General features: G+C 70.1%; 12 protein-coding genes. 6 read left to right on the top strand and 6 right to left on the bottom strand.

The annotated features are described in order from the left end of the window. Positions 1-255 precede the first annotated feature (255 nt). Genes SD37_RS34330 through SD37_RS34320 form a run of 3 tightly spaced genes read right to left on the bottom strand, consistent with a single transcriptional unit; the run spans position 256 to position 3,232 of the window. On the bottom strand, positions 256-1,773 hold the full coding sequence (locus SD37_RS34330; protein WP_044856256.1) for a tripartite tricarboxylate transporter permease: 1,518 nt from the start codon (positions 1,771-1,773) through the stop codon (positions 256-258). Beyond that, positions 1,773-2,267: a tripartite tricarboxylate transporter TctB family protein gene (locus SD37_RS34325; protein ID WP_037307974.1), complete on the bottom strand. Its 495-nt coding sequence runs from the start codon at positions 2,265-2,267 to the stop codon at positions 1,773-1,775. Before SD37_RS34325 ends, SD37_RS34330 begins: the two co-directional genes overlap by 1 nt. Next, positions 2,264-3,232, bottom strand: a complete 969-nt coding sequence (locus tag SD37_RS34320) for a Bug family tripartite tricarboxylate transporter substrate binding protein (RefSeq protein WP_081736349.1) — start codon at positions 3,230-3,232, stop codon at positions 2,264-2,266. Before SD37_RS34320 ends, SD37_RS34325 begins: the two co-directional genes overlap by 4 nt. Positions 3,233-3,364: 132 nt before the next feature. On the opposite strand from SD37_RS34320, the gene SD37_RS34315 reads away from it, so the two are divergent. Both SD37_RS34315 and SD37_RS34310 read left to right on the top strand, forming a co-directional pair. After that, positions 3,365-4,900, top strand: a complete 1,536-nt coding sequence (locus tag SD37_RS34315; RefSeq protein ID WP_044856255.1) for a sensor histidine kinase — start codon at positions 3,365-3,367, stop codon at positions 4,898-4,900. After that, entirely contained in the window at positions 4,897-5,559 is a 663-nt protein-coding gene (locus SD37_RS34310) for a response regulator (RefSeq protein ID WP_037307982.1), read from the top strand. The genes SD37_RS34315 and SD37_RS34310 overlap by 4 nt, the downstream gene beginning before the upstream one ends. Here SD37_RS34310 and SD37_RS34305 read toward each other — a convergent pair. The 3 genes from SD37_RS34305 to rfbH all read right to left on the bottom strand — a co-directional run bounded on the left by SD37_RS34305 (position 5,510) and on the right by rfbH (position 9,641). Next, on the bottom strand, positions 5,510-6,811 hold the full coding sequence (locus SD37_RS34305) for a cation:proton antiporter (RefSeq protein WP_052675160.1): 1,302 nt from the start codon (positions 6,809-6,811) through the stop codon (positions 5,510-5,512). The genes SD37_RS34310 and SD37_RS34305 overlap by 50 nt on opposite strands. A 268-nt stretch (positions 6,812-7,079) precedes the next feature. Next, a complete protein-coding gene (locus SD37_RS34300) occupies positions 7,080-8,333 on the bottom strand; it encodes a ketosynthase chain-length factor (protein WP_145926801.1) in 1,254 nt (417 codons plus the stop codon). Between the two features lie 6 nt (positions 8,334-8,339). Further along, the gene (rfbH, locus tag SD37_RS34295) at positions 8,340-9,641 is read right to left on the bottom strand and encodes a lipopolysaccharide biosynthesis protein RfbH (protein ID WP_044856254.1); all 1,302 of its coding nucleotides are present in this window, start codon (positions 9,639-9,641) and stop codon (positions 8,340-8,342) included. A gap of 151 nt (positions 9,642-9,792) precedes the next feature. Here rfbH and SD37_RS34290 point away from each other — a divergent pair, with 151 nt between their 5' ends. Genes SD37_RS34290 through dapC form a run of 4 tightly spaced genes read left to right on the top strand, consistent with a single transcriptional unit; the run spans position 9,793 to position 13,731 of the window. Then, positions 9,793-10,869: a glucose-1-phosphate thymidylyltransferase gene (locus SD37_RS34290; protein ID WP_044856253.1), complete on the top strand. Its 1,077-nt coding sequence runs from the start codon at positions 9,793-9,795 to the stop codon at positions 10,867-10,869. Further along, the gene (locus SD37_RS34285) at positions 10,866-12,239 is read left to right on the top strand and encodes an NDP-hexose 2,3-dehydratase family protein (RefSeq protein WP_044856252.1); all 1,374 of its coding nucleotides are present in this window, start codon (positions 10,866-10,868) and stop codon (positions 12,237-12,239) included. The genes SD37_RS34290 and SD37_RS34285 overlap by 4 nt, the downstream gene beginning before the upstream one ends. A gap of 11 nt (positions 12,240-12,250) precedes the next feature. Continuing rightward, on the top strand, positions 12,251-12,649 hold the full coding sequence (locus tag SD37_RS34280) for a PPOX class F420-dependent oxidoreductase (RefSeq protein WP_044856251.1): 399 nt from the start codon (positions 12,251-12,253) through the stop codon (positions 12,647-12,649). Beyond that, complete coding sequence (gene dapC, locus SD37_RS34275) at positions 12,646-13,731, top strand: succinyldiaminopimelate transaminase (RefSeq protein WP_269466163.1); 1,086 nt, start codon at positions 12,646-12,648, stop codon at positions 13,729-13,731. Before SD37_RS34280 ends, dapC begins: the two co-directional genes overlap by 4 nt. The last annotated feature ends 48 nt before the right edge of the window (positions 13,732-13,779 follow it).

Below are 13,779 nucleotides of genomic sequence, written 5' to 3'. Positions count from 1 at the left end.
TTCACCTCGTTCGGTGTCGTTTCGCGGAGCACGGGGGATGCGCCACCGACGTCGCCGGCGCCACTTACTCCGCGTTGGCTGAAACGGCCCCAGTCCGCACCCGGTTCAAAACGCGATCTCGCCGTTATCCTTTCGTTATCTTCTGTCGAGGTGATGCAAGGCACACGAAGAGCGACGCGAAGCGGTTCACCCGGACAAAAGAAAGACCCGGCCTCGGGGCAGTCGAGGCCGGGTCCGGATCGGGATCGCCGCAGGTCAGACGTCCACCTTGTCCTTCGGTTCGGCTTCGGTGACCGCGGGACGGGTGGGCAGGAAACGCTTGAGCAGCGGGAAGAACACGATCAGCAGAATGATCACGTAGACCACGATCGAGAACGGGGTGTTGAAGAGCCCGCCCAGATCGCCGTCGCTCAGCTGCAGCGCGCGCCGCATCTGCTGTTCGGCGGCCGGGCCGAGGATGACGCCGATGATCGCCGGCAGCACCGGCAGGCCGTAGCGGCGCATCGCGAAGCCCAGCAGGCCGATCACGAACATCACCAGCAGGTCGAAGATGTCCGCGTTGACCGCGTACGCGCCGACGCTGGCGAAGAACAGGATGCCCGCGTAGAGGTACGGCCGCGGGATCCGCAGCAGCTTCGCCCACAGCGGCGCCAGCGGCAGGTTCAGCACCAGCAGCAGCGTCAGGCCGACGAACAGCGAGGCGATCAGGCCCCACACCAGCGACGACTCCCGCTCGAACAGCAGCGGTCCCGGCTGGATGCCGTACTGCTGGAACGCCGCCAGCATGACGGCCGCGACCGCGGTGGTCGGCAGGCCGAGCGTCAGCATCGAGACCAGCGTCCCGGCGGCGGAGGCCGACGCCGTCGCTTCCGGGCCCGCGACGCCTTCGATGGCGCCCTTGCCGAACTCGTCCTTGTGCTTCGAGAGCCGCTTTTCCGTGACGTAGGAAAGGAACGTCGGGATCTCGGCGCCACCGGCGGGCACCGCGCCGAACGGGAACCCGATCAGCGGGCCGCGCAGCCACGGCTTCCAGGTCCGTTTGAGATCGGCGCGTGAGAGCCACGGCCTGCCGACCGGGATCGGCTGATGCGCGTTGCGCCGCAGGTGCGCGGCGACCCACAGTGACTCGCCGACCGCGAACAGGGCGACCGCGACGATCACGACGTCGATGCCGTCGGCCAGATGCAGCGAGCCGAAGGTCAGCCGCTGCTGACCGGTCATCTCGTCCAGGCCGACCAGGCCGATGGTGAGCCCGATCAGCAGCGACGCGACGCCGCGGATCCGGGAGCCGCCGAGCACCGAGGTGACCGCGATGAACGCCAGCACCATGATCGCGAACAGATCCGGCGCGCCGATGTCGACGGCGTGCTTCGCGATCACCGGGGCCAGCACGACCAGCGCGATCGTGCCGAGGATGCCGCCGACGAAGTGCCCGATGGCCGCGGCCGCAAGCGCTTGCGCCCCACGTCCCTTGCGGGCCATCGGGTTTCCGTCGATGGCCGCGACGACCGCCGCGCTCTCACCCGGGGTGTTCAGCAGGATCGACGTCGTCGAGCCGCCGAACATCCCGCCGTAGTAGATCCCGGCGAACATGATGAACGCGCCGGTGGGCTCCAGCCCATAGGTGACCGGGAGCAGCAGCGCCACCGCCATCGCCGGGCCGATCCCCGGCAGCACGCCGATCGCGGTGCCCAGCAGCACCCCGATCGCCGCCATCGCGATATGGGTCGGCGTCAGCGCGGTGCCGAAGCCGTCGATGAGTTGCTGAAGCATCAGAACACCTCCATCAACGGGCCACCGGGGAGCGGGACACCGAGCAGGTTGTTGAAGATCAGGAAGGTCGCGACGGACATGCCCGCCGCGATCAGCGGGTCACGCACCAGGTTGCGGCTGCCGAGGGCGTAGGCCGCGCCCCAGAACAGGATCGCGCCCGAGATCGGGAAGCCGACCAGTCCGATCAGCGCCGCGTTGGCGAGGAAAGCACCGCACAGCAACAGAACCGTGCGCAGGTCGGCGGGGGCGGTGAGGTCGATGTCCTCGCCGCCCTCGGCCTCGCCCTTGCCGCCGCGCAGCACGTCGCGGGCCAGCAGGACGGCTACGATCAGCAGCAGCGAGCCGACGAGGATCGGCACCGCCTTCGGCCCGACCGGTCCGCGCTGGGCGAAGTCGGTGGGAATGCTCAGCGCGTCGGTGAGCACCAGCGCCCCGAGCACCAGAAGTACCACGCTCACCCCGAGTTCGGAGCGCCCTTTCAACCACGTGGTCATGCCAGACCCAGCTCTTTCAGCACCGTTGCCACTCGCGTGTTCTCCTCTTTGAGAAACGAACCGAACTGCTCCCCTGGCGCGAACGCGCCGGTCCAACCGTTGCGCTGCAAGGCTTCCTGCCACTGCGGCGTCTTCTGCAGCCGCTCGAACAGGCCGACCAGCTTCGCGCGGTCCGAGTCGGTGATGCCGGGCGGCGCGACGATGCCGCGCCAGTTGGTGAACTTGACGTCCACACCGGACTCCGACAGCGTCGGCGCGTCGATACCCGGGATCCGGTTCGCGCTGGTCACCGCCAGCACTCGGAGCGTGCCCGCCTGGATCTGGTCGCGATACTCGCCGACGCCGGAGACCCCGAACGCGACCTTGCCGCCGAGGACCGACGCGAGCAGTTCCCCGCCGCCGTCGAACTGGACGTAGTTGACCGCCTTGGGCGCGAGCCCGACGGCCTTCGCCATCAGCATCGGCGCCAGGTGGTCCGGCCCGCCGGGGGACGAACCGCCGCCGACCTGGACCGCGCCCGGGTCCTTCTTCCACGCCTCGATCAGCTGGCCGATGGTCCGGTACGGCGAGTCCTTGCCGACCACGACGATGTCCGACTCTTCGATCAGTTTCGCCACCGGTGTGGTGTCCAGCAGCGAAGACGGCGACTTGTTCGTGAACACGCTGCCGACGACGCCGAGGCCCATGGACATGACGAGTTTGCCGTTACCGCGTTCGGCCACCGTGCGGCCGAGGCCGACCGTGCCGCCGGCACCGGGGAGGTTGAACACCTCCGCGTTGCCGAGCAGGTCGGCGTCCTCCATCGCCTTGGTCGCCGTCCGGGCCGTGATGTCGTAACCGCCGCCGGGCGCGTTGGGCACGAGTACCCGCAACGACCGGATCTGCGAGCCCTCGTCGGCCTCGCTGCCCGGGGTGAGCAACGGTGGCACCAGCAAGACGGCGACGAGCGCCGCCGCGATGGCCAACCAGTTACTGGGCTTCACTGTGATCCCCGCCTCTCTGCCGCGTGGTTGGACATGTTGCACTCGTGTAAACAGAGATGTCCCGCTTGCGGGCCCAATGGTTGTTGTGTTCGTTTTGGTCACACGGAGGTGGCGATGGGTGTCCGGGGTTCCTTGGCCCGCCAGCTCCTCGTGTGGCAACTCGTAGTCGTCACCTGCCTACTGTGCGCGGTAGGCGTCCTGGCCGTCACCCAGGCGGGGAGCAATTTCCGCACCACCGAGGGACGCCGGGTGCTCTCGGTCGCGGAATCCGTCGCCGCTCAGGAGGTCGTGGGCGATCTCGAAAACGGCCCGTTCGAACTCGCCGCGCCCGCGGAGACCGCGCGGAGTCTGTCCGGAGTGGACTTCGTCGTGATCGCCGACGCGGATCGGTACGTGCTCGCCTCGCCCTACCCGGATCAGCTGCGGACCCGGCTCGGGATCGGCGAGAGCACCGTCCTTTCCGGACGATCGTGGGTCGGCGAGCTCGACGGCTCGATCGTGGCGCACGTCCCGGTGCTCGACGAAAAGGGCGGCAAGGTGGTCCGGATGGTCGCGGCGGGCTCGAAGTCGCCCGGTTTCTTCGCGGGCGTGCTCGACTCGCCGGACAACGCCCTGCGGGTGCTGGGGGTCGCGCTGGTGATCGGGGTGAGCGGTTCGCTGCTGCTGGCGCGGCGGGTGAAGAACCAGACGCTCGGCCTGGAACCGCACGAGATCACCGCGCTGGTGGAGCACCGGGAAGCGCTCCTGCACGGCATCAAGGAGGGTGTCGTCGGCCTGGATCCGCAGCACCGGATCACGCTGGTGAACGACCAGGCCCGCGACTTGCTGGGCCTGCCGGAAGACGCGCTCGGAAGGCCGGTCGACGAACTCCTCGATCTCAACGAGCGGATCCGCGACGTGCTCACCGGCCGGGCGACCGGCGCCGACCAGATCGTGTTGCGGCAGGGGAAGGTGCTGACGCTGAACCGGATGCCGATCGACGTGCGCGGCGCCGTCGTCACCCTGCGGGACCGCACCGACCTGATGACGCTGCGGGACGAACTCGACGCCAGCAGGCACGCCACGGACACCCTGCGGGCGCAGGCGCACGAGTTCAGCAACCGGCTGCACACCATCTCCGGGCTGCTGGAACTCGGGGAATACGACGAGGTCCGCGGGTACGTCAGCCGGATCAGCTCGGCGCAGGGGGAGTGGCGGGCGGAGGTCGGCTCGCGGATCGGCGACCCGGCGGTGGCGGCCCTGCTGATCGCGAAGGCGTCGCTCGCGGCGGAACGCGGGGTCGGGCTGCGCATGGCCCCGGACAGCGAACTGGACCGCGTCGAAGACGGGCTGTCCACGGATCTGGTGACGGTGCTGGGAAATCTCGTGGACAACGCGCTGGACGCGCTGGGTGGCGAACAGGGCTGGATCGAAGTCGGCGTATGGCAGGAGGAGGACGAAGTGCGTGTGGAGGTCCGAGATTCCGGGCCCGGTGTCGCCCCGGAGATCGCCGAGGAAGTGTTCGAACACGGCTTCACCACGAAGGCCGCGGCGCACGGCCAGCGAGGTCTCGGGCTGGCGCTGATCCGGCAGGCGTGCGTCCGGCGGGGTGGTTCGGTCGAGGTGCACAACTCCGGCGGCGCGGTGTTCACGGCAAGGCTGCCGCGATGATCCGGGTACTCGTCGTCGACGACGATTTCATGGTCGCGAAGGTCCACAGTGGATACGTGGCGCGCACGGAGGGGTTCGCCGTCGTCGGGGTCGCGCACACCGGCGCCGACGCGATCCGGCTGGCGCGGGAACTGAAGCCGGATCTGGTGCTGCTGGACGTCTATCTTCCCGATCTCGACGGGCTTTCGGTGCTGCGGGAACTCCGCGCCACCGAAGACGTCGACGTCATCCTGATCACCGCCGCGACCGACGTGGAGACCGTGCGGCAGGCGATGCGGGGCGGCGTCCTGCACTATCTGATCAAACCGTTCGAATACGCGTCCCTGCGTGATCAGCTCACCCATTTCGCCACCCTGCACCGGCGGCTGGACCGGCTGGCCGAGGCCGGGCAGGCCGACGTCGACCAGGTCTTCGGCGCCCGGCCGAACGCGAAACCCGTGCTGCCCAAGGGTCTCACCGTGCAGACCGCGCGGCTGGTGGAGACCGCGCTGCGCGGCGCGCCGGGCGGGATGTCCGCGAGCGAATGCGCCGAGGCGACCGGCGTCGCACGGGTGAGCGCGCGCCGGTACCTCGAACACTTCGTGGCGACCGGGCGGGCCGAGGTGAACCTCAAGTACGGCGGGACGGGACGGCCCGAGCGGCGTTACGTGTGGAGCTGACGGGCAGTGGAACGCCGGGCAGCAGATCCTCGTCCGCGGCGCGGAGACGGGCCAGCGGGCCGGTGATCGCGGTGGTGACGACGGCGATCAGCACGATCACCGTGTAGCCGAGCGGGGTGATCAGGCCGTGTTGCAGGCCGACGTTGGCGATGACCAGTTCGGTGATCCCGCGGCAGTTCATCAGCGCGCCGAGCCGCAGCGACTGGCGCCTGCCCTTGCCCGCCAGTGTCGCGGCCCCGGCGGTGCCCGCGAACTTCGAGAACATGGCGACGGCCAGCCCGGCCCCCAGCAACAGCCAGCCCTCGCGGCCCCCGAAGGCGGCGAAGTTCGCTTTCTGGCCCACGCTGGCGAAGAAGAGCGGGAGCAGGACCACCACCGCGAAGTCGTTCAGCTTCGAGCCGGCGCGGGTGACGACGTCCTGGCCGCGGGGGAGGAGCACCCCGAACAGGAACGCGCCGATGACGGGGTGCAGGCCGATGGCGTCGGTGGCGGCGGCGAACGCCACGGCCCCGGTGACCAGGAACGCCGCGATCGCCCGCTCACCGGTGCCGCGCCGTCCGGCCCGCCGCAGCACGGCCGCCAGCGCGGGCCGGACGAGGGCGAACGAGACGATCAGCAGCACGACCGCGATCAGGCCGCGGACGACGACCGTGCCCGGGTCGCCCGCCCCCTTGGCGGCGAGCACGACGGCCAGGATCGCCCAGGCCAGCCCGTCCCCGATCGACGCGACCGCGAGTGCGAGGGTGCCGGTCGGCGACCCCTCGACGCGGTGGTCGGTCAGGATCCGCGCGAGGACCGGCATCGCGGTGATCGAGATCGCGAGCCCGAAGAACACCAGGTACGCCGCGAACGGGACGCCTCGCGGGGCGAACCATTCGCCGACCGAGGCGGCGAAACCGAAGCCCGCCGCGAACGGCACGGTGATCGTGCCCGCCACGACCAGGCCGACGGTCCGCCGGTCGCCGTCGAGCAGATCGGTCCGGAGCTCACTGCCGAGCAGGAGCATGAACACGACCAGCCCGAGCTGCCCGGCGAGATCGATCGTGGTGAGCAGGGCGGGGGTGAACAGCGCGTGCTGCGCACCGGGGGCGAGTGCGCCCAGCAGTGACGGGCCGAGGAGCAGGGCCCCGGCCAGTTCCCCGACCACCGGCGGCTGGCGCAGCCTGACGCACAGCGCGCCTGCCAGATGACAGACACCGAGGACGATGGCCACCACGAGGAGGAACCGGGTGAGCTGCTCGAAGGCGGGCATGACTCTTCTTTCCGTGCGAAGGGATCGGGGCGCTTCTCTCGAATCCCGCATTTAGTCCTCTGGATGCGAGGCGCGCGTCCCCGCGTCTGTCCATAAGGGACGCTTTCGGACGGCGAGGTGTCTGATTGATGTCGATATATACGGTCCTGGGCGGGGTCGTGAGTGGCAATGAGGGTTAGAACGCTGTTTGCCACTCACGACCACGCACCGGGACGCGCCGTATTTGCCTTATCCTGCAATTAGTCCTCTGGTTGCGGGAGCTTGGTGCTCAGGCGGTGACGACCAGTGCGCTGTTGAAGCCGCCGTGCCCGCGGGCGAGTACCAGCGCGGTCCGCAGCGGGACTTCCCGCGGCTGGTCCAGCACCAGGTCCAGGTCCGCGGCGAACGGCGACTGTCCGATGTGGATGGTCGGCGGGATCGCCGAATCGCGAAGGGACAGCAGCGCCGCCGCGACGTCGAGTGGCGCGCCGCCCGCCGAGAGCCGTCCGGTCATCGTCTTCGGCGCGGTCACCGGGACACCGCGGGGGCCGAAGACGGCGGCCAGCACGCCTGCCTCCTCGGCGTCCTGCGCGGGCACCCCGCTCGCGTCCGCGAACACGACGTCGATGTCCGAAGCGTCGAGCCGGGCGTCGTCGAGGGCGAGTTCGATCGCGCGCCGCAGTCCCGGCGGGCGGCCAGAGCCGGGGCGCGGATCGAACGTCGAGGCGTGGCCCGCGATGGCGCCGTACCGGTGCCCTGCCCCGCGTTCCGCCGCGGCCGCCGGGTCTTCCAGCACCAGCAGCGCGCCGCCCTCACCGGGGACACCACCGGAAGCGGCCGCGTCGAAGGGCAGGAACGCCCGCGCCGGATCCGCTTCGGGGCTCACCGTGCCGCTGCGGGTCAGGCACAGCCACGACCACGGGCACAGTGAACCGTCCACCCCGCCGGACAGCATCACCGTGGTGCCGGACCGGACGGCGCGCCGGGCCTTCGCCAGCGCGTCCAGGCCGCCCGCCTGCTCGGCGACCAGCGCCGAACCCGGTCCGCGCATCCCGTGCCGGATGGAGATCTGCCCGGTGTTCACCGGATAGAACCACGCGAACGACTGGTACGCGCTGACATACGCGCCGCCCTTGCTCCACAACGCTTCCAGCTCACGCTGGCCGAATTCGAAGCCGCCTGCCGAGGCCGCGGTGACCACACCGCAGGCGAAGTCCGGCATCCCCGCCGGGCTCACCCCGGCGTCGGAGAGCGCCTCCTCGGCGGCCACCAGCGCGAGCCGGGTCATATGGTCGGTCTGCGGCAGGAGACGGCTCGGCAGATGGTCCTTGGGTTCGAAGTTCACCTCGCCCGCCACATGCGCCCGATAGCCCGACGTGTCGAATCGGCTCACCGGCGCGAGACCGCTGCGGCCTGCCAGCGTCGCCGCCCAGAACTCCTTCACCCCCCAGCCGTTCGGCGCCACCACGCCGAGCCCGGTCACCACCACGGGGTCGCGTTCGTCCTCACCCGGCACCTGAGCGTCCTTTCTCTCGTGCAGCACGGAAGTTCAGTGGTTCTTGACGAAGTCCCACAGGGACTCGGCGAGGTAGGCGACCATCTCCGGGGTGAGCAGTGGATGCACGCCCACCCAGAAGGTCCGCTCGGCGATGATGTCCGAAGTGGACAGATCGCCGGAGACCCGGTACGACCGGCCCTCGTAGGCCGGGTGGCGGGTCAGGTTCCCGGCGAAGAACTGGCGGATGCCGATCTTCCGCGCGTCGAGGAACCGCACCAGTTCGAGCCTGCTGAAGGGCGCGTCGGGTCCGACGGTGATCGCGAACCCGAACCAGCTCGGATCGCTGCCCGGCGTCGGACGCGGCAGCACCAGGTTCGGGATGTCTTCGAGCGCGTCGCGCAGCAGCCGCCAGTTGCGCCGCCGGGCGTCGGCGAACGAGGGCAGCTTCGGCAGCTGGGTCAGCCCCAGCGCGGCCTGGATGTCGGTCGACTTGAGGTTGTACCCCACATGCGAGTAGGTGTACTTGTGGTCGTACCCCAGCGGCAGGGTGCCGAGCTGGTAGGTGAACCGCTTGTGGCAGGTGTCGTCCTCGCCGGGCAGGCACCAGCAATCCCTTCCCCAGTCCCGCATCGACTCCACCACGCGCCCCAGCACCAGGTTGTCGGTCGACACACAGCCGCCTTCGCCGGTGGTGATGTGGTGCGCGGGATAGAAGCTGACCGTGGACAGATCGCCGAAGGTGCCGGTGGTCTTGCCGCGGTAGGTCGAACCGAGCGCGTCGCAGTTGTCCTCGATGAGGAAGAGCTCGTTCTCGTCCGCGATCTGCGCGATTTCCTCGGCAGCGAAAGGGTTTCCGAGGGCGTGCGCGAGCATGATCGCCTTCGTGCGCGGGCCGATGGCCGCGCGGATCTGGTCCGGGGTCGGGTTGTACGTGCCCAGTTCGGAGTCGACGAACACCGGGACGAGCCCGTTCTGCAGGATCGGGTTCACCGTGGTGGGGAACCCCGCCGCCGTGGTGATCACCTCGTCGCCGGGCCGTAGCGAGCGGTCTTCCAGGCGGGGCGAGGTCAGTGCCGCCAGCGCGAGCAGGTTCGCCGAGGAGCCGGAGTTCGTCAGGTACGCCTTGCGCCGTCCCAAGGACTGCGCGAACCGCCGCTCGAACTTCGTGGCGATGGCCCCGGAGGTGATCCGCAGGTCCAGCGCGGCGGCCACCAGCGCGACGCGGTCTTCCTCGTCCAGCACCGAACCCGCCGGATTGATCGGGGTCACCCCCGGCACGAACTTCACCGCCGGACGCTGCTCTTCGTGGTAACTGCGGACCTGATCGAGGATCCGACGGCCTAGCTCGCTCATGCCATGCCCTTTCTCGCTCCGGGTGCGGGCTTCCCGGCAGACGATGAGGCGCCCGGTTCGAGCGCGGGTCCAGCCGTCGCGCTCCATCCGCGCTCGACGCGGCGGACCGAGCATTCGTCGCGTACTGAGCCGAAATCTGAGGAGTGGCGCCATGAAAGCACTCGTGCTGGCAGGCGGAACCGGAAGCCGCCTGCACCCGCTGACCTTCTCCCTGCCCAAACAGCTGATCCCGGTGGCGGGGCGGCCGGTGCTCGAACTCTGCCTGGAGAACATCCACGCGCTGGGCGTGCGCGAGGTCGGACTGATCGTCGGCGACCACGCGGACCAGATCGCCGAGGTGATCGGGGACGGGACGCGGTTCGGCCTGCGCGTCACCTATCTTCGGCAGGATCGCCCCGCCGGGCTCGCGCACTGTGTGCTGCTGGCCCAGGATTTCCTCGGTGACGAGGACTTCGTGATGTACCTCGGCGACAACGTGCTCGTCGGCGACCTGGCCGCCGCCGCGGAGCGGTTCCGGGCCGAACGCCCGGCGGCCCGGCTGATGGTGGCGAAGGTGAGCCAGCCCAGTTGTTACGGCGTGGCCGAACTGGACGCCGCCGACGCGGTGCTGTCGGTGGCGGAGAAGGCCGAGAAACCGCCGAGTGATCTGGCGATCATCGGCGTCTACTTCTTCACCGGCGCGATCATCGAGGCGGCGCGGAAGATCGAGCCCAGCGCGCGAGGGGAACTCGAGATCACCGACGCGATCGCGGCACTGATCGGCGAAGGACTGCCGGTGGTGGCGAGCCGGTTCTCCGGAATGTGGAAGGACACTGGCACCGTCGAGGAACTGCTGGAGTGCAACCGGTCCCTGCTCTCGGAACTGCCGGGCCGGATCGACGGCGACGTCGACGCCGAAAGCGTGCTGCGCGGCACGGTGGTCGTCGAAGCGGGCGCCAGCGTGGTGCGGTCCACGATCCAGGGCCCGGCCCTCATCGGGGCGGGCAGTCAGGTCACCGACAGCCGGATCGGCCCGTCGGTGTCGATCGGCGAGGACTGTGCCGTGACCGGCGCGGGGGTGACCGATTCGATCCTCATGGCGGGCGCGAGTGTCCGCGGACTCGCCGAGGTGACCGGTTCGCTGATCGGGCGGGAGTCCGAATTGGACAGTACGTCGGCACCGTCGACGCACCGGCTGCTGCTCGGCGACCGGTCCCGGCTGGGCCTGACCGCGGGACCGGCGCGATGACCGCGGCCGGTCTGCTCTCCTCGACCGCCGAGCGGTTCACGCGGTCGGCCGAGGCCACCGACAGCCCGATCTCGCCGAACGCCGGGTTCGCGGCATGGTTCGCGGCCCGGTCGGCCGCACATTCCTACACCGTCGAGCGGGTGCCGCTGACGGAACTGCCGGGCTGGGGGTTCGAGCCGGGGACCGGCGACCTGCGGCACACCAGCGGCCGGTTCTTCGGCTTCACCGGCGTGCGGGTGCGGACCGATCGCGGTGACTGGGAACAGCCGATCATCGACCAGCCGGAGATCGGCATCCTCGGCCTGGTGACGCGGGACTTCGGTGGGGTGCCGCATTTCCTCGTCCAGGCCAAGATGGAACCGGGGAACACCAACCTCGTCCAGCTCTCGACGACGGTGCAGGCGACCCGCGGCAACTACCTGCGCGCCCACCAGGGCCTGCCCACCCCGCATCTTGAGCATTTCCTGCCGCCGCGGCCGGGCCGGGTGCTGGTGGACCGGATCCAGGCCGAGCATTCCCAATGGTTCCTCGGCACGCACAACCGGAACATGGTGGTCGAAACCGACCGGTCCGTGCCGATCGGGCCCGACCACCGGTGGCTCACCCTCGGGCAGCTCTGGGGGCTGCTCGGCCACGACAATCTGCTCAACTCCGAGACCCGCACGGTACTTTCGTGCGTTCCCGTAGCCGCTCCGCCCGCGAACACCGGTGACCCGTACCGGGACGCCCTTCGGCGTTCGCTGGCCGGTCCCGGCGTCGACGACGACCTGCTCACCTGGTTCAACGACGGCAAGGGGGCGATGGAGCCGGTCGCCAGGACGTGCGGGCTCGCCGAAGTCGGGGGCTGGCGGCTCGCGGACGGCGGCATCGAGCACGAGAGCGGCCGCCACTTCCGTGTCGTGGGGGTCCGGGTCGAAGCGCCGACGCGCGAGGTGACCCGGTGGAGCCAGCCGCTGATCGAGCCCGCCACGCCCGGGCTGTACGGGTTGCTGGTCCAGCGGTTCGACGGCGTGCTCCGGATCCTGATGCACGCCCGGGCCGACGCCGGCTCCTCCCGGTTCACCGAATTCGGGCCCACCGTCCAGTGCTGCGACCTCGGTGACCGGCCGGTGCCCTTCCGCGCCGAGGTCGTCGCCGAACCGGGACCGGGCGTCGTGCGGCACGACTCACTGCAGTCCGAGAAGGGCGGCCGTTTCCTGAACGCGGTCAACCGCTACCGCGTCGTCGAACTGCCCGCGGACCGGCCGGTGCCCGTCCCCGACGGCTATCGCTGGCTGAGCCTGCGCCAGGCACTCGACCTGATGGCCCAGCCCGATCAGGTCAACATCCAGGCCCGAACCCTGCTCACCGCGCTGCTGAGCACCTGGTGAAAGGAGAAACGATGTCGTTCACCCCGGCCGAATCGGCCTATCTCGACGGCCAGACCTTCGCCCGGCTGGCGACCGTCGGCAAGGACGGCCCGCACGTCGTCCCCGTCGGTTTCCGGCACAACACCGAACTCGGCACCATCGACATCACCGGCCGGGATCTCGCGGCCAGCCGCAAGTTCCGGGACGTGCTGCGCGAACCGAGGGTCGCGCTGATCGTCGACGACGTCCCGCCGGGTTCGCCGCCGTCGCCTCGCGGTCTGGAGATCCGGGGCACGGCGGAGGCGCTGGGCACCGGGGACGCGGCCCTGATCCGCGTCCGGCCCCGCCGGGTCGCCGTCTGGGGGATCGACGCCCACTGGAGCGAGGGCGTCCGGAGCAGGGAACTCATCGTGAAGGAGCACAGCGCGTGATCGGCGAACTGCCCGCGTTCCCCTGGTCGGCACTGATGCCCTTGCGCGCGTTGGCGGCGGAGCATCCCGACGGCATCGTCAACCTCGCCCTCGGCACCCCGGTCGACCCGTCGCCCGCGGTGGCGCGGGCCGCACTGGCGGCGGCGGCCGACGCGCCGGGTCATCCGGCGACCGAGGGCACGCCCGAATTCCGGGAGGCGGCCACCCGCTATCTCAAGCGGCGCCTCGGCGCGGAGGTCGCCGAAACGGCCGTGCTGCCCGCCGTCGGTACCAAGGAGCTGATCGCCTGGCTACCCGCCGCGCTCGGTCTCGGCCCCGGCGACACGGTGGCCTACCCGCGGTTGTCCTTCCCCACTTACGACGTCAGCGCCCGGCTCGCCGGGGCGACTCCGCTGGCGGTGGACCTGACCGCGGGGCCGCCCGCGTCCGCGCCGAACCTGCTCTGGCTGAATTCGCCGTCGAATCCGGACGGCCGGATCCTCACCGCGGCGGAACTTCGCGAATACGTCGAATGGGGCAGAAAGCACGGCGTGCTCGTGGTCAACGACGAGTGCTACATCGAACACGGCTGGACCGCCGAGCCGGTTTCGATCCTGCACCCCGACGTCAGCGGCCCCGGCCACGAGGGGGTGCTCGCGGTGCATTCGCTGTCCAAGCGGTCGAATATGGCCGGGTACCGCGCCGGATTCGTGGCGGGCGACGAACGGCTGGTGCGCACGCTGCTCGAGGTGCGCCGGCACGCGGGACTGATCGTGCCCGCGCCGATCGCCGCCGCGATGACCGCCGCGCTGAACGACGACGACCACGTGCACGAACAACGTCTCCGGTACGCCAAACGCCGGAAACTGCTGCTGGACACCTTGCTCGGCCGCGGTTTCCGCGTCGACGACTCGGCGGGTTCGCTGTTCCTGTGGGCGACCGAGGGCAGGCCGTGCTGGGACACCACGCGGAACCTGGCCGGACTGGGCATCCTGGTGGCACCGGGGGAGATCTACGGCCCGGCGGGGGAGAACCACGTCCGGCTCGCCCTCACCGCCACCGACGAGCGGATCGAGACGGCGGTGACCCGGTTGCGCCGGTGATCACCCGTGTACTCCGATGATGTTACGATTTTGGCTTCACTGAGCCGA

This window comes from Amycolatopsis orientalis (genome assembly GCF_000943515.2).
GTDB lineage: Bacteria > Actinomycetota > Actinomycetes > Mycobacteriales > Pseudonocardiaceae > Amycolatopsis > Amycolatopsis orientalis.
This window is presented reverse-complemented; position numbering and strand designations above follow the sequence as displayed.